The sequence below is a fragment of the Corynebacterium casei LMG S-19264 genome (assembly GCF_000550785.1).
Classification (GTDB): Bacteria; Actinomycetota; Actinomycetes; order Mycobacteriales; family Mycobacteriaceae; genus Corynebacterium; species Corynebacterium casei.
Genome location: NZ_CP004350.1, coordinates 1,972,568 through 1,996,539, shown reverse-complemented (window position 1 = coordinate 1,996,539; position 23,972 = coordinate 1,972,568). Strand labels below are relative to the sequence as shown.

General features: G+C 55.9%; 23 protein-coding genes and 1 pseudogene. 17 read left to right on the top strand and 7 right to left on the bottom strand.

Annotated elements, in window-relative coordinates; genetic code table 11:
- Positions 1-58: 58 nt before the first annotated feature.
- The gene (gene zupT, locus CCASEI_RS09100; RefSeq protein WP_006822876.1) at positions 59-859 is read left to right on the top strand and encodes a zinc transporter ZupT; all 801 of its coding nucleotides are present in this window, start codon (positions 59-61) and stop codon (positions 857-859) included.
- A gap of 3 nt (positions 860-862) precedes the next feature.
- On the opposite strand, the gene CCASEI_RS09095 is transcribed toward zupT, so the two are convergent.
- From CCASEI_RS09095 to CCASEI_RS09085, 3 genes are all read right to left on the bottom strand, one after another.
- On the bottom strand, positions 863-1,813 hold the full coding sequence (locus CCASEI_RS09095) for a DUF808 domain-containing protein (protein ID WP_025387776.1): 951 nt from the start codon (positions 1,811-1,813) through the stop codon (positions 863-865).
- 95 nt (positions 1,814-1,908) lie between these two features.
- Entirely contained in the window at positions 1,909-2,445 is a 537-nt protein-coding gene (locus CCASEI_RS09090; protein ID WP_006822878.1) for a DUF402 domain-containing protein, read from the bottom strand.
- A gap of 1 nt (position 2,446) precedes the next feature.
- Positions 2,447-3,154 (bottom strand): Rv1157c family protein, encoded by a 708-nt coding sequence (locus CCASEI_RS09085; protein WP_025387775.1) that lies wholly within the window; start codon positions 3,152-3,154, stop codon positions 2,447-2,449.
- A gap of 613 nt (positions 3,155-3,767) precedes the next feature.
- Between CCASEI_RS09085 and typA the strand changes: the two genes are divergently transcribed.
- The 7 genes from typA to CCASEI_RS09045 all read left to right on the top strand — a co-directional run bounded on the left by typA (position 3,768) and on the right by CCASEI_RS09045 (position 11,113).
- Entirely contained in the window at positions 3,768-5,678 is a 1,911-nt protein-coding gene (gene typA / locus CCASEI_RS09075) for a translational GTPase TypA (protein WP_025387774.1), read from the top strand.
- Between the two features lie 6 nt (positions 5,679-5,684).
- Positions 5,685-7,562, top strand: a complete 1,878-nt coding sequence (locus CCASEI_RS09070; protein WP_025387773.1) for an ABC transporter family substrate-binding protein — start codon at positions 5,685-5,687, stop codon at positions 7,560-7,562.
- Positions 7,552-8,529, top strand: coding sequence for a PIG-L family deacetylase (locus CCASEI_RS09065; protein WP_006822883.1), 978 nt, complete (start codon positions 7,552-7,554; stop codon positions 8,527-8,529). Before CCASEI_RS09070 ends, CCASEI_RS09065 begins: the two co-directional genes overlap by 11 nt.
- Entirely contained in the window at positions 8,504-8,896 is a 393-nt protein-coding gene (locus CCASEI_RS09060; protein ID WP_006822884.1) for a hypothetical protein, read from the top strand. The genes CCASEI_RS09065 and CCASEI_RS09060 overlap by 26 nt, the downstream gene beginning before the upstream one ends.
- 51 nt (positions 8,897-8,947) lie before the next feature.
- Positions 8,948-9,271, top strand: coding sequence for a ferredoxin (gene fdxA / locus CCASEI_RS09055; protein WP_006822885.1), 324 nt, complete (start codon positions 8,948-8,950; stop codon positions 9,269-9,271).
- Positions 9,272-9,293: 22 nt separating this feature from the next.
- The gene (dapC, locus tag CCASEI_RS09050) at positions 9,294-10,406 is read left to right on the top strand and encodes a succinyldiaminopimelate transaminase (RefSeq protein ID WP_006822886.1); all 1,113 of its coding nucleotides are present in this window, start codon (positions 9,294-9,296) and stop codon (positions 10,404-10,406) included.
- 152 nt (positions 10,407-10,558) lie between these two features.
- A complete protein-coding gene (locus CCASEI_RS09045; RefSeq protein WP_006822887.1) occupies positions 10,559-11,113 on the top strand; it encodes a GtrA family protein in 555 nt (184 codons plus the stop codon).
- Here CCASEI_RS09045 and CCASEI_RS09040 read toward each other — a convergent pair.
- The 3 genes from CCASEI_RS09040 to CCASEI_RS09025 all read right to left on the bottom strand — a co-directional run bounded on the left by CCASEI_RS09040 (position 11,106) and on the right by CCASEI_RS09025 (position 15,086).
- The gene (locus CCASEI_RS09040; RefSeq protein ID WP_025387771.1) at positions 11,106-11,981 is read right to left on the bottom strand and encodes a type IV toxin-antitoxin system AbiEi family antitoxin domain-containing protein; all 876 of its coding nucleotides are present in this window, start codon (positions 11,979-11,981) and stop codon (positions 11,106-11,108) included. The two genes, CCASEI_RS09045 and CCASEI_RS09040, sit on opposite strands and share 8 nt — an antisense overlap.
- A gap of 745 nt (positions 11,982-12,726) precedes the next feature.
- Positions 12,727-13,698: a 2,3,4,5-tetrahydropyridine-2,6-dicarboxylate N-succinyltransferase gene (gene dapD, locus CCASEI_RS09030; RefSeq protein ID WP_006822889.1), complete on the bottom strand. Its 972-nt coding sequence runs from the start codon at positions 13,696-13,698 to the stop codon at positions 12,727-12,729.
- A 59-nt stretch (positions 13,699-13,757) separates the two neighbouring features.
- The gene (locus CCASEI_RS09025) at positions 13,758-15,086 is read right to left on the bottom strand and encodes an amino acid permease (RefSeq protein ID WP_038574589.1); all 1,329 of its coding nucleotides are present in this window, start codon (positions 15,084-15,086) and stop codon (positions 13,758-13,760) included.
- Positions 15,087-15,181: 95 nt separating this feature from the next.
- Between CCASEI_RS09025 and dapE the strand changes: the two genes are divergently transcribed.
- The 9 genes and pseudogenes from dapE (at position 15,182) to CCASEI_RS08995 (ending at position 22,018) form a co-directional block, all read left to right on the top strand.
- Positions 15,182-16,315, top strand: a complete 1,134-nt coding sequence (dapE, locus tag CCASEI_RS09020; RefSeq protein ID WP_081748484.1) for a succinyl-diaminopimelate desuccinylase — start codon at positions 15,182-15,184, stop codon at positions 16,313-16,315.
- A 24-nt stretch (positions 16,316-16,339) separates the two neighbouring features.
- Positions 16,340-17,158: an LOG family protein gene (locus CCASEI_RS09015; protein WP_025387767.1), complete on the top strand. Its 819-nt coding sequence runs from the start codon at positions 16,340-16,342 to the stop codon at positions 17,156-17,158.
- Positions 17,155-18,804, top strand: a complete 1,650-nt coding sequence (locus CCASEI_RS09010) for a hypothetical protein (RefSeq protein WP_025387766.1) — start codon at positions 17,155-17,157, stop codon at positions 18,802-18,804. Before CCASEI_RS09015 ends, CCASEI_RS09010 begins: the two co-directional genes overlap by 4 nt.
- Positions 18,801-19,241 carry a hypothetical protein gene (locus tag CCASEI_RS09005; RefSeq protein WP_155894831.1) on the top strand — a complete coding sequence of 147 codons (441 nt, stop codon included), beginning with the start codon at positions 18,801-18,803 and terminating at the stop codon, positions 19,239-19,241. Before CCASEI_RS09010 ends, CCASEI_RS09005 begins: the two co-directional genes overlap by 4 nt.
- A complete protein-coding gene (locus CCASEI_RS15710) occupies positions 19,234-19,713 on the top strand; it encodes a nucleoside deaminase (RefSeq protein WP_081748483.1) in 480 nt (159 codons plus the stop codon). Before CCASEI_RS09005 ends, CCASEI_RS15710 begins: the two co-directional genes overlap by 8 nt.
- A 204-nt stretch (positions 19,714-19,917) precedes the next feature.
- Positions 19,918-20,433, top strand: a pseudogene (locus CCASEI_RS15465) (glucosyl-3-phosphoglycerate synthase); the annotation flags it as partial.
- Positions 20,430-20,762: a hypothetical protein gene (locus tag CCASEI_RS09000; protein ID WP_025387764.1), complete on the top strand. Its 333-nt coding sequence runs from the start codon at positions 20,430-20,432 to the stop codon at positions 20,760-20,762. The pseudogene CCASEI_RS15465 and the gene CCASEI_RS09000, both read left to right, overlap by 4 nt.
- 172 nt (positions 20,763-20,934) lie before the next feature.
- Positions 20,935-21,102, top strand: a complete 168-nt coding sequence (locus CCASEI_RS14760; protein ID WP_081748482.1) for a DUF3117 domain-containing protein — start codon at positions 20,935-20,937, stop codon at positions 21,100-21,102.
- A gap of 46 nt (positions 21,103-21,148) precedes the next feature.
- Positions 21,149-22,018: a methyltransferase domain-containing protein gene (locus CCASEI_RS08995; RefSeq protein WP_025387763.1), complete on the top strand. Its 870-nt coding sequence runs from the start codon at positions 21,149-21,151 to the stop codon at positions 22,016-22,018.
- Positions 22,019-22,560: 542 nt separating this feature from the next.
- On the opposite strand, the gene CCASEI_RS08990 is transcribed toward CCASEI_RS08995, so the two are convergent.
- Entirely contained in the window at positions 22,561-23,961 is a 1,401-nt protein-coding gene (locus CCASEI_RS08990; protein WP_025387762.1) for a GH32 C-terminal domain-containing protein, read from the bottom strand.
- Positions 23,962-23,972: the final 11 nt, after the last annotated feature.

Genomic DNA, 23,972 nt, shown 5'->3' with positions numbered 1-23,972 from the left:
CGATACTAGGCCAGGCTTAGTTGGGCGCGTCAACAGCGTGGGTTATAAAATGACGCTTATGTATGAGCTCTCCACCATATTGGTTGCCTTTGGACTGACCGTGCTGGCGGGTCTGTCCACGGCAATTGGCGGCGCCATCGCTGTGGGGCGACGCAATCCAGGGCCCGGCTTTTTAGCCGCAGCACTGGGGCTTTCTGCGGGTGTGATGCTCTACGTTTCTTTTATAGAAATCCTGCCCAAAGGAACCGAAGAGCTCACCACCGCTTTTGGTTCGGATAAAGCAGGTCAATGGGCGGGCATCGGTGCTTTCTTTGCTGGCATCGCGGTTATCGGCATCATTGACCGGATGGTACCGGCCTCCATCAACCCGCACGAGCCGGGCACCGTCACCCAGGCCGAACGCAAAAATCGGTTGATGAAGACAGGTGTGTTTACCGCAGGTGCGCTGGCACTTCACAACTTTCCGGAAGGCTTCGCCACATTTTTAGCGGGACTTGAAGACATGACCATCGCGATTCCAGTGGCGGTGGCCATTGCGATTCACAATATCCCCGAAGGCATCGCCGTCGCCGTGCCGTTGCGCGCCGCCACCATGTCACGCGCCAAGGCATTCTGGTGGGCAACCGCTTCCGGCTTCGCCGAACCAATCGGCGCACTCATCGGTTTCCTAGTGCTCATGCCGTTCATGGGGCCAGCAACGATGGGCATTTGCTTTGCGATGGTCGCCGGCATCATGGTCTACATCAGCCTCGACGAACTTTTGCCGGCTGCCGTTGAAACCGGCAAACACCACCACGCCATCTACGGTCTGATTGTCGGCATGGCCATCATGGCGGTGTCGCTGCTGCTGTTTATCTAATTGTTAAGCAGCCTCCGCTGGTTCTTCCTTTTCTTCCTTGCTGTCTGGCGTGAGCTTGTCCACGCCCGCAATTACGCCAACGATGATGGTGCCCACGATGAAACCGAAGACCATCGAACCGGCGGTATCAACCAACCAGGTGAGGAATCCAGCTGGCACCAAGTCGGTCAGACTGTGAATGATGTCCGCTGGTTCAGTGACATCAAAGTCGGACAGGCCGGCGACGATGATGTGCCCGCCGACCCACAACATTGCAGCCGTACCGATAACCCCGATGATGTTGAGGACATGCGGCATGCTCTTAACCAAAGCACTGCCGAGAGGGGAGTTGCCGTTGCGCCGACGCAGCATCGACAAGCCAATGTCATCCATCTTGACCAACAAGCCAACCGCGCCGTAGACAACAACGGTGATGAGAATCGCGACCGCAAGCAAAGCGCCCAGGCGCATCCAGAAAGACTGATCCAGCAGCGAGTTCAGCGAGATAACCATGATTTCTGCCGACAGAATCAAATCAGTTGTAATCGCTGACTTCACCAAGCGGTCTTCGGCTTCCTTGCCTTTGGCCACGGTGGGTTCTTTCTCATGCTCATCTGAGGGCATGAGCTTGTGGAAAATCTTGTGCGCGCCCTCATAACAAAGATAAGCGCCGCCGCACATCAAGATGGGGCCAAGCGCCCACGGTGCCAGCCAGGACAGCAGCAGCGCAATCGGCAAAATGATAACAATCTTGTTCACCAAAGAACCCTTGGTGATACGCCAAATCATTGGCAGCTCGCGCTTGGGGTCAACGCCCTGGACATATTGCGGGGTGACAGCGGCGTCATCAATGACTACGCCCGCAGCTTTCAGCGAAGTCCTGCCGGCAAGGGTTGCGACATCATCAACCGATGACGCCGCCGAGCGTGCAATTAATGCAACATCATCTAAGAGCGCGAGAAGTCCGCCAGCCATGAGATACCTCCAGAGGTGAAATAAAGTACAGGAGGAAGTGTAGCGCGCGCACCGGACATCAGCCGGGCAACCGCACTAGCTAGAAAAAGAAAATATTAAGCAACCGGGGTGAGTTCAACATCGTTGGCCCAGGTTAACTCCATGCCGAGTGCACGAAGCCACTCCATAGCATTGTCGCCATAGCGGGTGATGCCCTCGACGGCGGTCAAGGTGGCATCGATAGCCTTCTCTGCCTCTTCAGCAGTAATAAGACCAGCAGAAGTTGCCGCTGAAAGCTCATCGATGTCTTGGACATCAATCGGCTCACCAGTGTTAGAAATCAAGTCCACGTACAGGTCGCGCGTGGTCCACACATCACCGTTGCGGTCAATCTCAGCAACGTCGATGTAGAAGTCCTGACGCTCCTCAACTCCATCGCGGAAGTGGAAGATGTTGGCGCGCAAACCAAGCTGTGGCAGAAGCCAAGACTCCAGGTAGCCGAACTTAGGGTGGTTGGCGCCACGCGCCATGTAAAGACCAAAGTCAGTGATCTTATAGGTGTCTACCTCGCGGAGGTAGCCCTTTGGATCAACGTTGACGTGCTCAGTCGTGTTGAAAGTTTCCTTCTTGACCGGATGAAGATCGACGCTCATTTTATTTCACCTCGAAAATGGCTGCGGTTGGTACAAAGCTGCAGGGTTGTTCTTGAGTTTTGACCGTGCCGGACACCACCGCGACGATGGTTCCTTTACCCGTAGATGCGGTCCCAGAAACAGTTGCTGGTCCATCAGGATTGATGCCGTTGTTGCTCAGGGGAGTGATACCTGTCTTAAAGGTGTCAATGTTGAACCACTGAACATGCATGTCGCCCTGGCGCTGAGCTGCTGGCTCGGTTCCCAAAGCGGTGAACACGAAGGCGGTTTCGCCTGACTTCGCGCCCGGTGCTGGGATTTCCGTTGGGCCTGGAACAGCAATGGCTGAGCCGACCGAGTCGCCTTGGCCGCCGATGCACTTGCCCGAGACCGTTGGCCAGTAGAACTGCTCAAAGTTCGGTCCGCCCTCAACGAGCGGAACTCCACTTTCGCCATCGCCTTCGCCCGCGTAGAACGCCAGCGCCGACAAGATTGCGTTGCGAGCATCGCGTGGCATCCATGGTTGGTTCGCGAAATCACGGACCTGGGCTTGGGTTGCGGCAGTCGGGCGGCCTAGCTCATCCAGCGGGTTTTCAACACCGCTTGACGATGCCACCTGCGATACCCCAGCCGACGGCCCCGCACTTGATTGTGCGATCGCCGGGGTAGCAATACCGAGTAGGGCAGCTGCTAGAGCTGCAGCGAAGGCCAAACGGCGGTTCTTGCTCACTGGGTTACATCCTTGGGTTAGTGAAATGATTGAGGTTACTTCGTGGCGTCAAGCCCTAGCGTTAGTCACATGCATAACATTTGTAACACTAATAACTTTGACACCCCCTGTAACAATATTCACTTTTTGCACGCAGTCAACCCTTAAAGCTGACTGTTGTTTACTACTTCGTCCATTGAGTCCGTTTCGTTACATACGCGCCCGAACTTTTCCCACCCCACGGCCAGGCCCGTCTTCGCGATGCACCCAGACCGCCTGTTCCAGCAATCCCTTTCTGTCACCGATTCCCGAATCCAACCCCGTGCCGAGTGGTATTTAACCCAGCGTCCATCCCCGCGTCCCCTTCGCGCTCACGGGGCAGCATCGACTAGCAAGTTGCTTTACGACGGTGAGCGCGAAGCGCACATTGCTGCAGATGTTGCCGATGTTGCCGATGCTGCCGGTGCTGCCGAAGTGGCCGGTGGGGGCGCCGCGGCGAAAATATTGTACGGCGACTGGCAGCAAGTTGGCAGGATATGGGTCACATGCGGGAGTGTCAATAGTGCATGAATAGGCAACAACGAGTACTGTTTAGACGCTAGCTTTTAAACTTTTCTGTGAGGAGATTCCTTTAGTGACCACCACTGAGTTCCGAAATGTTGCCATCGTCGCCCACGTTGACCACGGCAAAACCACCCTTGTCAACGGCATGCTGGAGCAGTCCGGCGCATTCGGTGACCACGGCGACCACTCGGACCGCGTTATGGACTCCAATGACCAGGAGCGCGAGCGCGGCATTACCATTTTGGCCAAGAACACTGCGATTCACCGCAAGGGCCAGGGTAAAGATGGCGCCGATTTGATCATCAATGTTATTGACACCCCTGGCCACGCCGACTTCGGTGGCGAGGTTGAGCGCGGCCTGTCCATGGTGGACGGCGTTGTGCTTCTTGTCGATGCATCGGAAGGCCCACTTCCGCAGACCCGCTTCGTGCTGACCAAGGCACTTGAGGCGAAGCTTCCTGTCATCATCGCGGTGAACAAGACTGACCGCCCTGACGCACGTATTGATGAAGTTGTCTCTGACGCGCAGGATCTGCTGCTCGAAATCGCTGCGGGCCTGGAAGATGAAGAGGCTTCCGCTGCTGCTGAAGAGCTGCTCGACCTGCCAGTTCTGTACGCTTCCGGCCGCGCGGGTATCGCGTCGACTGAAAACCCTGGCAATGCAAACGTCCCAGAAGGTGATGATTTGCAGCCGCTTTTCGATGTCGTCTACAACGTTCTGCCAGAGCCATCGGCAAACGTGGATGCACCACTGCAGGCACACGTTGCCAACCTTGACTCCTCTGACTTCCTTGGCCGTATCGCTTTGCTGCGTATCAAGGCTGGCTCCATCAAGAAGGGCCAGCAGGTTGCATGGATTCACTACGATGATGAGGGCAACCAGCACATCAAGAACGTCAAGGTCGCGGAGCTTCTGCGCACCGTTGGCTTCGAGCGTCAGCCAACCGCTGAGGCAATCGCCGGCGATATCGTGGCTATCTCTGGTATCTCTGACATCATGATCGGTGACACCATCGCTGATACTGAGAACCCAGTTCCACTGCCACGTATCAAGGTCGATGAGCCAGCTATTTCCATGACCATCGGCGTGAACACCTCGCCTTTGGCTGGTCAGGGCGGCGGCGACAAGCTGACCGCACGTGTTGTTAAGGCACGTCTGGACCAGGAGCTCATCGGTAACGTGTCCATCCGCGTTCTGCCAACTGAGCGCCCGGATGCTTGGGAAGTTCAGGGCCGTGGCGAAATGGCTCTGTCCGTTCTGATTGAGTCCATGCGCCGCGAGGGCTTCGAGCTCACCGTTGGTAAGCCACAGGTTGTTACCCAGGTTATTGATGGCAAGGTTCACGAGCCATACGAGATGGTCACCATCGACGTGCCAAGTGAGTACCAGGGTGCAGTTACCCAGCTCATGGCAAACCGCAAGGGCCAGATGCAGGCTATGGACGTCCGCGAGGGCGGCTGGGTGCGCATGACTTTCCGCATCCCAGCGCGTGGTCTGATTGGTTTCCGCACCATGTTCATGACCGAGACCCGCGGTTCCGGTATCTCTAACTCCTTGTCTGATGGCCTGGATGTTTGGGCAGGCGAAATCAAGGCTCGCCCAACCGGTTCTTTGGTTGCTGACCGTTCAGGCCAGATCACCGCTTATGCGTTGATGCAGCTGTCTGATCGTGGTGACTTCTTCGTGGAGCCAGGCGTTGAGGCTTATGAGGGCATGGTCGTTGGTGCTAACAACCGTGATGAGGACATGGACCTCAACATCACCAAGGAAAAGAAGTTGACCAACATGCGTGCAGCTTCCGCAGATGCGACTGTTACCTTGGCTAAGGCTCGTAACTTGTCTCTGGAAGAGGCACTGGAGTTCTGTGGCAACGATGAGTGCGTTGAGGTAGGCCCCAAGGTCCTGCGCGTGCGCAAGGTGCACTTGTCTGCAACCGATCGTCGTCGTGCGGCATCTAAGGCGAAGCAGCTCAACAAATAGAAACTCATGCGTCGGGCAAGGATTAAGCGCTTAACCGGCACGTCATTGGCTTTGTCCGCGACGTTGCTGGTTAGTTGCATGGCTAATCCTGGCCCGGCGCCGACTGTTGATGAGCAAGAGCAGCTTGCCGATGACCCCGCAGACGACGCAGCCTCAGACGACGAGGCTGCGTATGAGGGCGAAGGCGATGCTGACTCTGAGGGTTCTGAGTACCCAGATTCGGCAGGAACTGAGGACGATGGGGGAACGGATCGTTCCGTTGTCTCTGTCGGCATTGACGCTTTTCAGCTTGGGTTTAACCCGCATCTAGTCTCCGATAACACGGAGCTGGTTGATTCCATCGCGGATTTGGTTTTGCCGTCGGCATTTAACGGAAACTTCGTTGACACCGATGTGCTGACTTCGGCGATGGAAGTCGATGCTCCAGTCGGAGTGGAGCAGCGTTTGCGCTACTCCATTAAAGATGGCGCGCAGTGGTCTGATGGCACACCGATTACGGGTGCTGATTTTGAATATTTGTGGACCGAAATGGTGTCCACTCCGGGGGTTCGAAATGTGGCGCCGTATCGCGCCATTTCGAAGATCACCACCTCTTCGGGCGGAAGTGTGGTGACGGTAGACTTTTCGACTCGTGTCAAAGACTGGCACATGCTTTTTTCGCATTTGCTGCCTTCGCATCTTTTGGAGCCCGGTCAGTTCGAGCGGGTGTTGGAGTCGGATATTCCGGCATCGGCAGGCAAATTTAGCGTTGGCAGCATTGACCAAGCCCGCGGCATGATTACTTTGAACCGCAATGACCGCTTCTGGGGCGAAGACCCAGCGGGCATTGATGTGGTGCAGCTGCGCGCGATTCGCACGACGTCGCAGGCGGCGACGCTGCTGCGCTCGGGTCAAGTCAGCTTCGTTGATATTGAGCCGGCACAAACACTCAAGGAGCAGCTCGCATTGCTTGGCGATGTCCGCACCGTCAACGTCAATCCCGCGCGCCAATTGCGACTTAATTTGTCCACGGAATCTGAGGTGCTCTCGACTCCGCAGCTGCGTCGGACGTTGCTGTCGTTGATTGACTCTGACCAGGTCGCACGCCTTGCCACCGAGCGCACCACGGATCTGCGGGTTCCTTATGGCGGGAATCCGTTGCTGGGTACAGCTAGCGCGGAAGACATCGCTGCATTGGCTGCGAATAGTCAGGATAATCCGGTGCGCATTGCAGTGGATCCCACGGATGCCGCTGCATCGAACGCGGCGCTGACCATTGTGGATATGCTGCGACTTGCGGGCGTTGAGGCCAACGTGGTGGAAAACCGCATGACCACCATCATCGAGGACTCCTTGCCCGAGGGCGAAGTCGATGCCGTCATCGCCGGCGTAGATGCCTCAGTCACATCCGCCAACATGGCTAGCTTCTTTACATGCCAGGCCCCTGAAGAGACTGAGAGCACCAGCAGCACCTCTGAGACAACGACTTCACCAGCCACCTCCACGCAGGCAACTGAACGTGCTGGCGCACAGCAGCAGTTGTGGTCTGGGAATCTTTCACTCGCATGCCTTGACGAATTCGAAGCGACCGCCCAGTCGATATTGAACGGTGATATCAGCGCGCAGGAAAGCCTCGCGCTCATCCGAGAGGTTAACCGCGATCAAGCGCTATATTTGCCGCTTATCGATGAAACCCGCATCCGCGCCTTCGACTCCGAAGATGCCGAAGCTTCCGACAGCACCGAAGCCTCAGACGACGGTGAAGCTGCAAACGATGCGGAAGCTGCAGACAACGCGGAAGGTGATGTGGATGATAACGCTGATCACAGCGAGAAGAGCATAATAGATTGGCACCGTGGGATTGCCTCGGCACCAGAATGGGAGGTCAACAACAGTGACGAATAGGATTAGCTCGAAGTTCGCGGGCAAGCGCGTGTTGGTTGTCCACGCACACCCAGACGATGAAGTGCTGTTTACCGGCGGCACCATCGCAGAGTTGACCATGCATGGTGCAGATGTTCTCCTGCTGACGGCAACGTTAGGGGAGGAGGGCGAGGTCATCGGCAAGCGATTTAAAGCGCTTGAAGGCAGTGACCTACTCGGCGGTTTCCGTATCCGGGAGCTGCAGGACGCGGCCCGCGCTATTGGTGCTCGCAGCGAGCATCTCATCGCGCCAGGGCACCTGCGTGATTCCGGAATGGTGAGCTCGCCAGCGCATGAGAATCCACGCGCTCTGGTTAATTGTGTGGATGAGGCGGCAGGGGGCATCGAAAAGCATCTTGCGCGCTTCAAACCTCATGCTGTGATCACCTATGGCCCTGACGGCGGCTATGGCCACCCGGACCATATCGCGGTGCACCAGGCGACCGAGCGTGCGTGCAAAGCTGCTGGTGTGACCAACATCTGGTGGACTATTTACCAGCGTGAGGCCATCTACCAGGCCCTTGATACCGTTACTGCGGCCGACGGTTGGCACAAGCCTTCCGATGCCTACCTGCACAATTTCACCAACGCGGCATACGACCTGAAGCTTCCACTTTCCGATGCCGCCCTCGGCGCCAAGATTGCTGGAATCGCCGCGCACCCCACCCAAGTGTGGCTGGGAAACGGCACTGTGACAGAAACCAATCCTGTGCCTGCTTGGGCGATTTGTCACGAACCTGCCCTCGCGCCGGTTGCTTATGCGCTGTCGAACAACCTGGTAATGCCGATCATCCGTGCGGAATATTTGCAACGCAGCCGCGGCGAATCCACGCCGCTGGACGCCGACCTGGCTGCCGATGCCGCGCGCTTGCACACCGCTGACCATAAGCCTTTGAACGGCGACGTGTGGGAGGAATTTTTCAATGAGTACCTCATTCGTTCCCTTTGAATTCTCCCGTGGCGAGGCTGTTGGCGGGCTCCTCTGGCTTTCTGTTGGCGCGCTGCTCTCGCTCGTGCTGGAGGTCGTCTACCTGGGCGCATACATAACCCTGCCCAGCGGGATGCGCATCGCTTTTCCGATTACAATCTTGATCGCCTGGTGGTTTAGCAAAGTCTTAACCAAGACTGCGCGGCTCTGGACCCCGAACCCGCTCATCGCAGCAATCCCGCTGATTGTGTGGGTGCTCGGATTCTTTGCCTTCTTGGTTATCGGCTCAACTACCGGAGATCAATGGTTAGGAAGTAATATTCGCACCGTCGCCTTGCTTTTTGCCGGAATAATAGGTGGTGTTTGGCCATTTGTAGTGTCCAAGTGACATACTGATAAATGTCTGGATAGTGCCGGATTTCAGGAGAATTAATACCCCATGACTTATACAATTGCTCAGCCCTGCGTCGATGTAATGGACCGTGGCTGTGTTGAAGAATGCCCCGTAGATTGCATCTACGAGGGCAAGCGTATGCTCTACATCCACCCAGATGAGTGTGTGGACTGTGGCGCTTGCGAACCTGCGTGCCCTGTAGAGGCCATTTTCTACGAAGATGATGTTCCAGATGAGTGGCTGGAATACAACGATGCTAACGCCGCGTTCTTTGATGACCTCGGCTCCCCGGGGGGTGCTGCGGGCCTCGGCCCACAGGACTTTGACGTGGATATGATTAAAGCCCTACCACCACAAAACCAGGACTAAATTCTACAAAGGAGTTCAACCCATGGCACGTTCCCCATTGGGCAGTGTATTGCCAGATTTCCCATGGAATTCTTTGGCGGATGCAAAGGCGAAGGCCGAATCCCACCCTGATGGAATCGTGGACTTGTCAGTGGGTACTCCTGTAGATGAGGTTTCTCCGACTGTACAGCTCGCACTGTCATCGGCAGCCTCTGCACCTGGATATCCTCAAACTGCCGGCACGCCCCAGCTGCGTCAGGCGATTGCGAATGCGTTGGAGCGCCGTTACGGAATTACCGGACTCAGCGTCAAGGCTGTGCTGCCAGTAGTAGGCACCAAGGAGGCCATCGCGTGGCTTCCTACCTTGTTGGGAATGCGCGGCGAGTCCGTCGTCATTCCGTCCGTTGCATACCCCACCTATGAAGTGGGCGCAAAGATCGCTGGGGCAGAGGTCATTCGTGCCGATGACCCCGCTGATTTCGCCGATGCTTCCTTAATTTTCATCAATTCACCATCCAACCCCACGGGCGCGGTGCTTGGTGTGGAGCAGCTGCGCGCGATTGTGGCGTGGGCACGTGAGCACGACGCCATCGTTGCCTCTGACGAGTGCTACATGGCGCTGGCGTGGGATGATGACAACCCGCCGGTGTCCATCCTGGATCCGCGCGTGACGGATGGCGATATGACTGGGTTGATTGCAATGCATTCGCTGTCCAAGTCTGCCAACATGGCCTCTTACCGCGCGGGCTTTTTCGCCGGCGACGCAGAGCTTATCGCCGAGTTGTTGGAGGTGCGCAAGCACGCCGGCCTCATGGTGCCAGGTCCCATCCAGGCAGCCATGGTCGCAGCGCTTGACGATGACCAAACAGAAGCCCTCCAGGCCCAGCGCTACGCTGTTCGCCGAGCCAAGCTGATGCGCGCGCTGAGCGATGCCGGGTTCACCATCTCTCATTCCGAAGCCGGAATGTACCTGTGGGCGACCAGCGGCAACAACTGCCGCGAAGACGTTGCCTGGCTCGCTGACCTCGGCATCCTCGTTGCCCCAGGTGACTTCTATGGTGAGGTCGGCGCTGAGTACATCCGCGTGGGACTCAACGGCACCGACGAGCGTGTCGAAGCCGCGTGTGCGAGGCTTGCAGCTGCAGGTCAGCGCTAGTTAGTTTTCACAGCGAATTGCCACCGCGTGGTGGCGATTTGTGCTGCCTGCGTGCGCTAGACTTTAATAACTTTCTGCGCTTAATATTCTGTTAACCGCAGCGTTAAGTTTTATTGCGAAGAATTGTCCACGAAGAAGGGTTACTAAAGAGCATGACGGTAGCTCGTTTTATTTCCAACATGGGGCAATTCCTCAGATTCGGCATCGTAGGTGGATCCGGTACCGTGGTCAACCTGCTGATTGTTTACCTGACCAAGAAGTTAGCCCTGTGGTCTGCAGATATCACCGAACACGACGTTTTCATCAACCTCTTTGGCACCCAGTTCAACATTCGTTGGTACCACGTGTTCATGACCATCGCATTTTTGGTCGCAAACACCTGGAATTACCAGCTCAATCGCATGTGGACATTCAAAGAGGCCCGCCGAATTACTTGGTTCCGTGGTTTCTTCCCGTTCCTGCTCACCGGTCTTGGTGCTTTCCTAGTCAGCCAGGTCGTGGCAACACTGCTGATGAACGTGAACTCTCCAATTGCTTTGTCGCCCGAGATTTTCGATGACTCCACCGGCTTCCGCACCAAGTTCTACTGGGCATCCGCCATCTCCATCATCGTGTCCATGCCGATCAATTTCGTGATTAATAAGCTCTGGACTTTCCGTTCCCGGCCTAAAAAGCCCATTTTCGTCACGGATACCGCGCCTAAATAAACACCCCGCGCACACCTTCGTGCCAGTTGAACACCGGGTTTCCTTTGACTCCCACCTCATCGCGCCGTGGCCGGCCTTGCCGAATCCACAGCGCGATTTCTTTTACCTTCGCCACCACTTGTTTGAGGTGAAAGCGCACGCACTCGGCACTAAAGCGCAGCACCACGCACCCCAAGCCCGCGCCGTCATTCGATTTCCAGCGGTCTTTCACGAAGCTCTTCGCATCACTGTGCACCTCATAGCCATCGACCTCAATGAGAATCCCCAGCTTCTTCAACCACAGGTCATAGCGGTATCCAGCAAAGAGCACATTGTGTTGTACCTGAAATCCTGCCCGCCGCAGTTCATCGGCAAGAATCTTTTCTGCGACGCTGTCCGCGCCAATCGAGCATCTCTTCAGAAACTCCCGCAGGTGCCGCGGAACCCGCCTCATGCGCTTCACGTCACGCCTTAGCTTTTCGATGCCCCTATGCCCCTGATAATAACGCTCCAACAACCACCTTCGCTCATACTTGCTTGTGCTCGCCGCCCACAATGGCTCGACCACCCGCACGCCATCGATGACCTGCGTCGTATGCCTGCGAGTGTGCTTGACCTGGAACTTCTTTCCCCTAGTCGTCCGCGGCCCCTCCAATTCAAGCGGAAATGTCAGCTTTTGTCCAAGGTGCTTCTGCGTGGCGGAATGCCCGGCGAGTGCGACATCGGCAAGCGAATGCGTCAACGCTCGCGCAAAGCTGTCCGCCGTGGCCTTACCGTCCACGTAAATGCCCCGGTGCACGCGATGCAGCTCACCGTCCGCGACCATCCGCGCCTGCTTCCGCCTGCCGATACCCCGCGCCCTCAGCGCCTGCGTCGTCCAGATTCCCATGCTCCTGACGCTATCGCCGCTGCGCAACCCCAAACCACCCCTTGCAGCACAACCTGTGGATAACCCACCCGAATTCGCCCGCTTCGCGGACACATCACCATCTTTCTGTGGATAACCCCGCCATTTCGACCCCGCCCAGTACCCCTTCTTCCCTGTACCTCTCTCGTACGCAGCTCCGAATCCACCCGGGTCCCCTTCGCGCTCACCAGACGCAGCGCTCTGGTTAGGAGCCTTGCCCCAGTGACCGCGAAGGGGACGTGCGGCAGCAACACAGCCCTTTGAGCCCCAGCGGCTCCTCATCGAGAGCACCCAAGCCGGTTCAACTGGGACTCCGCTTACCGTGTCCCCTTCGCGCTCACGGAAGGACGGCCTCTGGCCAGGACGGCCCTCGTGGTGAGCGCCAAAGGTACGCGGCGGCGGAGATGAGGACAGAACCGCGGAGCTGGGTGGGTAATGTGCGCTTTGCGCTCACCGGCGCCTGCCTCCTGGCCAGCAACGAGCTTCTAGTGAGCGCGAAGGGGATGTGGCGGGATTTTCGGGGCTGTCGGGGCTGTCGGGGCTGGTGGTGCTTGGCGATGATTGGCAGTGCTTGGCGATGCCGGCGTTGGCAGACGCGTGCGGGTTGGCGGGTGGGGATGGCAGTCGTCGCGGGAGTGCAGTGGTGATGTCGGGAGGGGAGGTTAGAGGGGCAGCAATAAGCGCCTTAGCGATGAGGAATCGGTAAGGCGCGGGGAGAGGCGGAGGGTTAGTTCTTGTGCAGGTCCTCGTTGAGAGCGACTGCAGAGGCCTTCCATTCGGTTGCTTCGATGGCGCCGGTAACAGAGTTGCGGCGCAGCAGCATGCCGGAAGCACCGGAGAGGGAGGAAGCCTTGACGGAGGTACCCTCGGAAACGCCTGCGACCTCAGCTACGCGACCGAAGACAGCAACCTTAGAGCCGGCGGTGACGTACAGGCCGGCTTCGACGACGCAGTCGTTGCCAAGTGAGATGCCAACACCGGAGTTCGCGCCGAGCAGGCAGCGCTCGCCGATGGAGATGGTTTCCTTGCCGCCGCCGGACAGGGTGCCCATGATGGATGCGCCGCCGCCGATGTCAGAGCCATCGCCAACCACAACACCTGCGGAAATGCGGCCTTCGACCATGGAAGCGCCGAGGGTGCCAGCGTTAAAGTTCACGAAGCCCTCGTGCATGATGGTGGTGCCTTCAGCGAGGTGAGCGCCGAGACGCACACGGTCAGCGTCGCCGATGCGCACGCCGGAAGGAACAACATAATCAACCATGCGAGGGAACTTGTCCACGGAGTAGACGGTAACTGGGCCGCGGGATGCTAGACGACCGCGCAGCATCTGGAAATCAGCAACAGCACATGGGCCGTAGTTGGTCCACACAACGTTTGCCAAGTGGCCGAAGATGCCTTCAACGCTCAGGCCGTGTGGCTTGACCGCACGGTGGGAGAGAAGGTGGAGACGCAGGTAGGCATCGTATGCATCGATAGGTGCTGCGTCGAGGTCCGCGATGGAGGTCTCGACTGCGATGCGCGCTACGCCACGCTCCTCATCAGGGCCAACCAGGGCTGCAAACTGCTGTGGAACTTCTTCCAAGCGTTCGGTGCCGGCAGCAGAAACTGGGGTATCTAGGGATACTGCTGGGAACCAAACATCCAATACTGTTCCGTCGTGGGTGATAGTTGCTAAACCGCGGGCAGATGCAGAAGTCATTGAATATTCAAGCCTTAGAAGGGTCGAGGGAATGGATACCTTAGGAAGTATAGGGAAGCCTAGACTTTTGCGCGAGAATTAGGCATCAACAGTGACACAATCGTCAGTCCGCCGGCGATGACGGCGACGGCGACGAGTTGGCCGCGCGCGGAGGCATCGAAAAGCATAAGCAAAACGATGAGCCCTAGGCCTACCAGTACTGCGTACGGTACCCAGGGGAAACCTGGGGCGCGCAGCTCAGTGGACTCCAGCGACGGCTTGAGCTTGATGTAGGAAGTCACGATGAAAATCCAGATGACCAGCAGGCAGCCGCCCACTGCGTTGAACAAGAAGGTCAGGAGTCCAGGTGGGTTCCAGTACTGCAGGCCTACCGATGCAAACGCGAAAATCATCGACAAGATGACCGCATAGGTTGGGGAACCGGTCTTGGACGTGTGCTTGAAAAAGCCTGGTGCATTGCCATCGCGCGCCATGTCGAAGACGAGGCGGGAGGTCGCGTAAATCTGCGCGTTGAAGGCAGAAAGCAGCGCTACGACGATAACCAATTCCATAAACGTTGCAGCATAAGGAATCTCTGCGACGCGCAGAACCTCTGTGAATGGGGACTGGGCAGCGACGTCAGCGTCCTGAATATTATCGTAAGGCAGCAGCAGCGTGATGACCGCGACGGAGCCCAGGTAGAAGATAATAATGCGGAAGATGATCGCGCGAACAGCCGTGGCAACGTTATGTGCAGGGTTCTCAGATTCGGCAGCCGCGATGGTCACCAGCTCAATACCGCCGAAGGCGAAGGCGACGGCCAACAGGCCCGCTGCCAGCCCCGGTACGCCGTTCGGCATGAAGTTTTCTACAAAGCTGCTGGTCTGAGTTTCAGCGGGCCCGAAGATGAGCCAGGCGCCGAGCACCAAGAAGGCGATGATGACGCCAACTTTGATGATGGCGAACCAGAACTCAAATTCGCCGAAACCACGCACCGCGGCGAAATTGACCACGGCAAAGAAAACGACTGCGACCAGCGCCGGAATCCACGGCGCGACACCAAACCAGGAGCCTAAGATGGCGGCGGCGCCGGTGATCTCAGCTCCCATCACCATGATCAGCATGAACCAGTACAGCCAGCCCATGGTAAAACGTGCCCAGTTGCCAAACGCTTGGCCGGCATAAGTGGAGAAGGAACCCAGTGATGGGCGCGCGGAGGCCATCTCACCGAGCATGTACATGATCAGCGTGACCAAAATTCCGGCGACCAAGTAGGCCAGCAAAATGGAGGTGCCGGCAATTTGGATACCCACGCCCACGCCGAGGAAGAGGCCGGCGCCAATTGCGGAGCCCAGACCCATCATGGTCAGGTGCCTAGTCTTTAACTTATTTGACTCTGAATTACTCATCGCCCACTTTTCTTTCATCCGGTAATAACCGTTAGGGATGTTACACGCCGCATCCGCCCTGATCGGTAGCGGGTTTCGCGCTACGATGGCGGATTGTGACTATTTCCCACCTTGATTTGACCCAGGATCCGACTGAGCTGACTAAGGCGCTGGTTGATATCCCGAGCCCGTCGCACCATGAGGAAGCCATCGCCGACGCGATCGAACAGGCGCTAAAGCCTTTGGAGGCCGCCGGGGTAGAGCTTGCCCGCTTTGGCAACACGGTGTGTGCACGCACCAACCGCGGCTTAGCCTCGAGGATTGTTCTTGCAGGTCACGTGGACACGGTGCCGATTGCGGACAATGTCCCTCACCACATGGAGGGCAACATCATGTTCGGCTGCGGCACGGTTGACATGAAGTCCGGGTTGGCAGTGTATCTGCACACTTTTGCCCAGCTTGCGGCGGCAGAGAACTTGCAGCATGACTTGACGCTCATCGCGTATGAGGGCGAGGAGGTCTCCACGGAGTTCAACGGCTTGGGCCATTTGCAGCGGGATAATCCGCAGTGGTTGCAGGGTGATTTGGCATTGTTGGGGGAGCCTTCGGGCGCGATGATTGAGGCTGGTTGCCAAGGCACGATTCGCCTGCGGGTTACAGCACACGGTACCCGTGCGCATTCGGCGCGCGCATGGTTGGGATCCAACGCGGCGCACACATTGGCGCCGGTCATGACGAAGATTGCAGAGTATAGCCCGCGCAATGTCACCATCGACGGTTGCACCTACCGCGAGGGCCTGAACATCGTTCACCTTGAAGCCGGGGTGGCCACCAACACGCTGCCGGATGTCGCCTGGATGTTCGTCAACTTCCGCTTCGCGCCGGATCGCAGCTCCGATGAGGCCATGGCCCACATGCTTGAGGTCCTAGGGCTCAGCACCGATCAGCAATTGCCTGCCGATGCCACCTTGGACGAGGCCGGCATTAGTTATGAGGTGGATGATGTGGCATCGGCAGCCTTGCCAGGTTTGGGGCAGCCAGCAGCCGCAGCGCTTATCGATGCCGTCGGAGGCAACGTCCGCGCCAAATACGGCTGGACCGATGTGGCGCGCTTCTCCGAAATGGGCACCCCGGCTGTCAACTTTGGCCCAGGTGATCCCGGCTTTGCGCACAAACGCGATGAGCAATGTCCGGTCGATCAGATAACTTCAGTGGCAGAGGCGCTACAGACTTATCTCACTTCTAAATAACAACTTCTTGAGGAGGAACCAATCATGGCTCCAGTTCGCAATAGTCCAAATGATAAGCCGCGGGTGAAGAGGACATCGGAAAGCGCTGCGAAAGACCGCACCCTGCGCGGCCCGTTGTTGCTGCGTACCGATGGCCAGCAAACCTCGACCTATGACCAGCGACTGTTGGAATCTGGCTCTGACCACGCCTGGAAGCATGCCGACCCCTGGCGTGTGCTGCGCATCCAAAGCGAATTCGTCGCAGGCTTTGATGCCTTGAGCGAAATCCCTAAAGCCGTGACCGTTTTTGGCTCTGCACGCACTGCGGAAGACGCGCCAGAATACATTCAAGGCGTTGAACTGGCAGAGAAGCTAGTAGGCAAAGACTACGCGGTTATTACCGGCGGTGGCCCTGGCATCATGGAAGCTGGCAACCGCGGTGCTTATGAGGCAGGCGGAACCTCCATCGGACTAGGTATCGAGCTGCCTTTTGAACAACACCTGAACGACTATGTCGATACTGGGCTAAACTTCCGCTACTTCTTCGCACGCAAAACCATGTTCTTGAAGTACTCGCAGGCTTTTGTGTGTCTGCCAGGCGGATTTGGTACTTTAGATGAGCTTTTCGAAGTCCTCTGCATGGTACAAACCGGCAAAATCACCAACTACCCAATCGTTCTCATCGGTACTGAGTTCTGGGCTGGCCTGGTGAAATGGCTTGGTGAGAGAATGCTAGGAGAAGGCTACATCAGCCCAGAAGACATGGACTTGTTCCTCGTCACGGATGATCTATCCGAGGCCGTAGAGCACATCGTTCGTTACCACAGCGTGCTCAGCGATAAGCGTATTAAGGATTTTAATTGAGTAGAATCAATAGATCACCCGCGAAGAATCCTAAAAGGCTGCTCGAACGGCGCAACATGAGCAGAGGCTTGTCTTCAAAAATCATTGTAGTGCTCATGGTCGTGGTAGCTGTCTTGCTAGTAGGTACTGGACGCCCCTGGTTATCGGCTCAGGATGCATTCTCAAGTTTCTCTGAGGCACTTATCGCGGTACACGGAACTCTCTTGGCAACGGCTGCGATTATTTTTGCCGTTGCTTTTGCCGATGTGCGGTTTTGGCCTTCGCTTCGATACGTAGCGAAGGCTACTCTATTGTGGCATTGGGTAGTACTCAGTGCATGTATCTCAGGGATTCAAGCGTTGTCAGCAGTTCGGAATGAGGAAATACTCAGTTGGCTCGTACCCATAGGTTGGACGAGTGTCTGCCTAATTGGTCTTGTTTCATGTGGAAAGATTCTTCATTACAGTGACTCTAACCATATGAACTCCGAATTAGGAAAGCGGCTCGCGGAAGCATCAGCTAAGGACATAGATCGCTTTGAAAAGGCTGCGCTCGAGGCCATCGCAGTTTCGGACGAAATTAGATTGAGAGATCTAGCTGATCAAGTAAAATCAGCTAGAACGTCGAATGAAGCGAGTCCCGAATTAACTGACGCATTAATCAAGATTCATTCTAAATTGATAGATAAAACCCTGCAAGAACCAAGTATGTGCAACTCTGCTGTTTATCTAATTAAAAATACAATGTATTTAAGGGATTCTGCTAAGTCAGATCAAAGCTTGGATGCGGATTCGGTTTACTTCACTGAAGCTACGAGTAGAGTCTTGGGACGAAGCTTTTCTCGGATTGTACTAGCACTCGAAAATGATGTGATTCCTGCAGGGGTGGGGCAATTGGTTCTTGAAACCATAGATAACCAGCTGTGGGAGAACAGACGTTGGTTCGATTGGCTGCTTGAAGATACGATAAGCCTTGAAGATGCATTAGGCATTTGGTCAGCTCTGAACCAACGAATGTCATCTCCGGGTCTTCACGCAATTTATACTCTATACCAAAGATTGATCGGTACTTTTTATACTGGTGATTATTTGAAAGATGACCTCTTTTTGGCTGACTTCTATGCTAAAGCAAGGTCAATTGAGGACACGAATATGTTCGGTGATGACTCAGCAAGAACTTTGCGTGGGTTCATTGAAATGCATCTTGCATTGATGTTGGGCCGATGCGTTTACGTGCAGTATCCTAAAGAAAATAGTGTTCGCCGTCAGACAGCATATGTTGAAAGAGTTAATCATACGTTGAATAGCTTTAGGGGCCTGGTTCGTTCGAGCAAGAAATCAGATACAGGCCAAGTAACTATGGATAATGCACTAGATGATTTGGCTGCAATAATGGAACTGGTTGCGGAAGAAACAACTGAAAACGGCGTTAGGAGATTGTCGCAGATAGCATTTGCAGACAAGGGGCCTATTAGTGACCAAGAACTTATAAGTTCAGTCGTTGTCGGTTGGCTGGGTATCCAGTTGATTCGGGATTCTAATTTTTATGAATATTTGAGTGCGTATGAAGATACTTGCGATGGCTTATTGGGACAAGCCTTGAGCCTGATAGAGAAGAGCTTTCCTGATGTTTACCAAGCTTCAAAGAAAGGGATTTTGTGGCCATGAGCTCAACTCGTTTGTACAGGAAGTTAGATAATACCCTGAATGATTGTTCCTTAAAGACAATTAAAGAGCTTTTCATTCAAACGGACGATGAGTGGGCTTTTTCAGGCACTTTTCTCGAATTCCGTGAGAGAATTGAAGCGTTAAATTCATTAGTTGATTCTACGGTACGAGTGAAAAAAATTAATATAATCGTGCCGTATCCTCGTGCTTCTGAATCAAATGAGATTGTCTATTACCGTAACATGGGCTATCTCAGATTATACTGCGTATCCCAAGGATGGAATTTGTTTCAAATAATAGTCGACGCGCAAAGCGTAATTGCAGACGTCACTGTGGGTCCTTTGGATTCGGGTTCTATTAAGTCACTGGATAAATGGGACGGGCTCTCTATGATTAAAAAGGAAGAAAACTTGTATTGGGGTATAGCTGATGTATAGTTCTCAGTTTTTGGACTTAGCCATTTCGACTGCGGCAGAATGCTTGGAGGACCCTAGACTAACTCCATTTGGGGCAGTAGTGGTTCGCAATGGTGAGGTCTTATCGGTGGGGGTTAGCTCCGTCATCCGCGACAACAATCCTGTTGCACATGCAGAAGTCAATGCAATTCAATCTGCGTGTCGAGTTTTAGACAGTTATCTGCTTACAGATTGTGATCTGTATTGTAGTGGTTTTCCGTGTCCATTGTGTCTTTCGGCTGCGCGTTGGGCTGAGGTTAAACAAGTTTATTATGCGGCTAGTTTGGAAGATTCTGCTGAGTTTGGGTTTCTCGATCAAAAGTTCTATTACGACTTGGCGCGTCAGGATTGGTCCGCAGGGTCGGAGTTTCCAGTTCTAGCTGGAAGTAGTACGCAACGAGCTCAAGGTCGGGAAGTGATTTCTCGATGGAAGAACATGCGCAACAGCAGTTAACCGCAATTGGAGTAGTAAGTCCCTTGCCATGTGGAGTGTTTGTGGTGATCTTCAGTTATTAACGAACTGAAGATTGGGGCTTCGAACTACTTAAAATAGGAAGATATTGGGTGTGTTGAGAAGGCCATGCTGCAGGAAACATCGATGGAATCCGGTTCGATGACACTGACTTTAGCGATAATACCGCCGACGTTGACCGGCAAGCCGGGGCTTGTGACAGCGTTGGCTGCGCCTTTTCACGATGCGCGGATTAACCTTGTCAAACCTGTCTATCGTAGGACTTTTAACGCACAACCTACTGGTGGCGGCAGGGTTACCGAACTTACTGCTAAGCCACTGTTGGGTATGTTTTCCCTGAGCTTTCTGTCATCAAACAGCCGTTGGGTGGGGAATACGCTATTCGGCGCAGTATCTCTAAGCAGCTGCCTTTGTCGATGGGTATGGTGTCGAAGCAGGACTGATGATCGATGTGGCGCATTTCTTTGGTGCAGAGACTATCGCGCAGGTTGAACTCCCACCACGAGTGCACCGCAACCGTCCGCTGCATGAGCTAACCCCCATGGCACGTGTCGTTCGGAGACCATCATTGACCGTGCGAACCTTTATAACCCAGAGCATCACGCAACAGTCAGCATGCTGAAACAGCGACCGCCGCTGGATAATTTTTCGAATCATTCAGTAGTGCTCAGCAGCACTGCGTCAGGAAAGGAAAACACATGAGCATTGTTCTCACCATCATCATTGTTGTGGCACTTGTCGCACTGTGCGCGATTATTGCTGCGTGGGTTATGACTTCATTCATTGGGCAAGGCCGCGTCATGGATGATTTGAGCGTTGAAGAAGTTCATGCAACCATGCAAGGAAACCGTGCTTTTGCGCTCAACGGTGAATACGACAAGGTCGGATGTAGCGCCGTAAAAAATGGGTACTCGCCGCAACAAGTAGATGATTTGCTCGCAGTTCTTACCCATGAGTTGCAGAAGGTGAAGGGGGAGAAGGAAGCATCGAAAAGCAATGCGATAGCTGAAACTCCAAACTCTGTGGAATAATTCTTAGGTCTTTAACCTGCACAAAAGGCTTCTTGATTGGTGAAATTTACGGTATGTTTCGTGAAAAAAGACTATAATCGTGAGGAAGCACTGAGTTTTTCATCACATGTATATCCTCGAAGGATGTGGTGGGAAGTCGTGAATTTTTAATGAGTAAGGGAGCAGAATTCACATGGCAGCAATGAAGCCGCGCACCACCGGTGGACCAATGGAAGCTGTAATCGAATCGCGCAAGATTGTTATGCGCATCCCCTCAGACGGCGGAGGCCGAATCGTAGTGGAGTTAACCAAGGAAGAAGCCGCCGAACTCGGCGAGCTGCTCACCGAGGTTGCCCAGTAGCCCACCGCAGTATCGCTTCGGCGATCAAATGATCTAATCTAGGTTTATGCTCTCGCACATTATTGATGTTTTGGCTGACCCCGCCGATGGAACCGCGCTCTCCGGCGCTGATGACTATAGCCGTCTGGTTTCTGAATCTGGTCACTCATTTGATGTCGCCAAGCAGGGATATGTAACCCTCGCGCCTGGCGCCGGCCTCAAGCACAAAGGCGATGACGCCGACATGGTTACCGCGCGCGAGGCATACCTTTCTAAAGGCCACTTCGCGCCGTTCGTCGAAGCCGTAACTGGCGCCGTGCAAAACGCGCTTGATAGCACCGTTAACGCCGATGATGTTCCAGAGCCAGCACTGTTGGAAGTTGGCGCCGGTACCGGCTACTACCTGTCGCACACTCTTGACTCCATTGAAGGCGCTCGAGGCGTCGGGCTGGATATTTCCCCGCACGCCGCGCGCCACCTTGCGAAATGCCATCCGCGCGTCGGCGCTGTCATCGCCGACGTATGGGAGCGACTCCCGCTTCGAGATGAATCTATCAACGCCATCTCCGTTGTCTTCGCCCCGCGAAACCCAGCCGAATTCCAGCGCGTTCTTGCGCCAGGCGGCCAGGTCATCGTGTTGACCCCGCAGGCCGGTCACCTCGACGAACTGCGTGACCCGCTGGGAATCCTGGGCGTGGAAGAGGGCAAGGTTGAGCGCATGTACGACCAAGCCGCCGGCCACCTTGAGCAGGCCGCCGACCCAGTCAACCTGGCCTTCGCAATCCAGTTGGATAAGGAATCCATCGCAGCGCAGGTCGCGATGAGCCCTTCCGCCCGCCACATTTCCGCCGAAGAACTCGCTGACCGCATGGCCGCGCTGCCGCAGACGATGTCTGTCACCGCGCACGCCCGCCTCGACCGGCTCCGCGCAGTCTAGATTTCGCGGCCACCCGCCCGCAGGACTTGTTGCCTGCGGGCATTTTGCTGCCGAAACGCCACCTCGCCCCGCATTCCCGCGCCTCGCGCTCCTCTCGCACCGTGAGTCCTCTTCGCGCTCACTGAGGGGCGGCTTCTCGCGAGGAGAGCTTCGCTCGTGAGCGCGAACGGTACGCGCGGGGAGCGCAGACAACAGATGTGAGCTTCGCGCTCACAGGAGAGAGCTAAGTCGGGAGAAGGTTGGCTGTGGTGAGCGCGAAGGGTACGCGGACGGTTGCAAAGCAGGCGCGGCGACGCAGATGCTTGCCGATGCCCAGAGGTTGGCAGGCGGTGGGCTGGGATCGTGGCTCGGCGGTGGGGAATGCATACAGATGTACCCTTCGCGCTCACGGGGTTGAGGTTGCTGGCTAGAGAGCAAGCTTCGGTGAGCGCGAAGGGTACGGCGCGGTGGTATAGGGAGAGTATGGAGAGCGGCGTTGGGAGCGCAGTGATGAGGGGGCAGCGAGTTGTAAGCCGCCGACGCCCAGTAGCGGGTAGTGGGGGTTAGTTGTGGTTGATGTACCAGTCGCGGATGATGTCGGCGTCGCCGTCGGTGGAGGCGGTGATGGAGGAGCAGCCGCCCTCGAAGTAGACGCGGGAAGCCATGGCGACCTGGCCTCCGTCGGCAAAGACTTCGACGGTGGAGCCGTCGACGATGACGGTGAGGGAGTCGGAGTCGCCATCGGCAAGCGGAGCGATGGCGGTCTCGGAGTCGATGGATGCGGAACGATCGAGCTCAAGCGTGGAGCCACGGTGGCGGATGGTGGCGGCGGGGTTTCCGGAGCCATCGTTAAGCGAAAGCGTCACGCTGGACCCCTCGGGGACCTCCAATAGCCCGGTCCATGAACTTGCGCGGGAGGCGTTGTTGATGGCCTCAGGGAGACCACGCGGAGGAGTCTGGAAGATGGTGCCACCTTGCAGCGTCACAACGCGGGGCAGTGAAATTGCATTCGCCCAGTTTCCTTCAGCCCAAGAGCGGTGGGTGGTTGCATCATCGAGACGTCCGGTACCATTGAGCAAGCCAAAGAGCATGCCTTCGTCATAAATCTTGGCGTCATCGATGCTGCCGGGGGTGTAGTTGGTGATGCGGGGGCGCGTGAAATCGTGGCCAAAATCAAGACGCTGGAACGGCGCGGCAACATTGAAAGTGGTGCCATTGAGGCGACCAACAACATAGCCGGAGTGCTCAACGCCATGCTTTTCGATGGTCACCATCAGCACATCATAGATACGTTCATCCACTTCATCGCGAAGGCGAATGATGCGAGGGGAGACTACAACCTGACCAGGCTGCAGCTCGTGGCCGGGATCGCCTTTGAATTCGAGGGGGCCGGCGAGCGTCCAGTTTTCGGCGTCGTCGCTGCGGAAGACCACCAGCTGAGGAGCGCTGGCGTCGCCTGCGACGGTGAGCATCAGCCAGCCATCGTGGCCTTCGCCGCGCTTTTCCGGATCGACCCAGTCGGCGACAACGCAGGGGGAACGGAAGCGCTGGAATTCAGACTGGTCAGAGATGGATTCACCGCGACGGGTGACGCGGGTGTCCAAAGCAGTGGGATCGTCGGAGATTTCGCAGACATCATCAAACAGGTCATAACGAGCGATCTGAATGCTAGTCGAGCCTTCTTTGACGGAGGTGAAATACAAATTGACGTCACCGCCGACTGCTGCGACAGAACCTGCACGCAGGCCGGTTTCTTCGCCTTCAGGGGCTAGCGGGTCATCGCACTCCAACCAATCAAATGGGGAGTCCTCGGAAAAGGTATGACCCCACCGTGACGGAGAAGTGGGGTCCGCGCGGTGCTGGAAGAACAGGTGCCACGTGTTGCCATCGAGAAGTGCACCAGCTGGTGCTTCGACAATTCCGGACTCTGGTGCGAAATGTAGCTCTGGGCGATGAACAGTCATGCCAACCATTT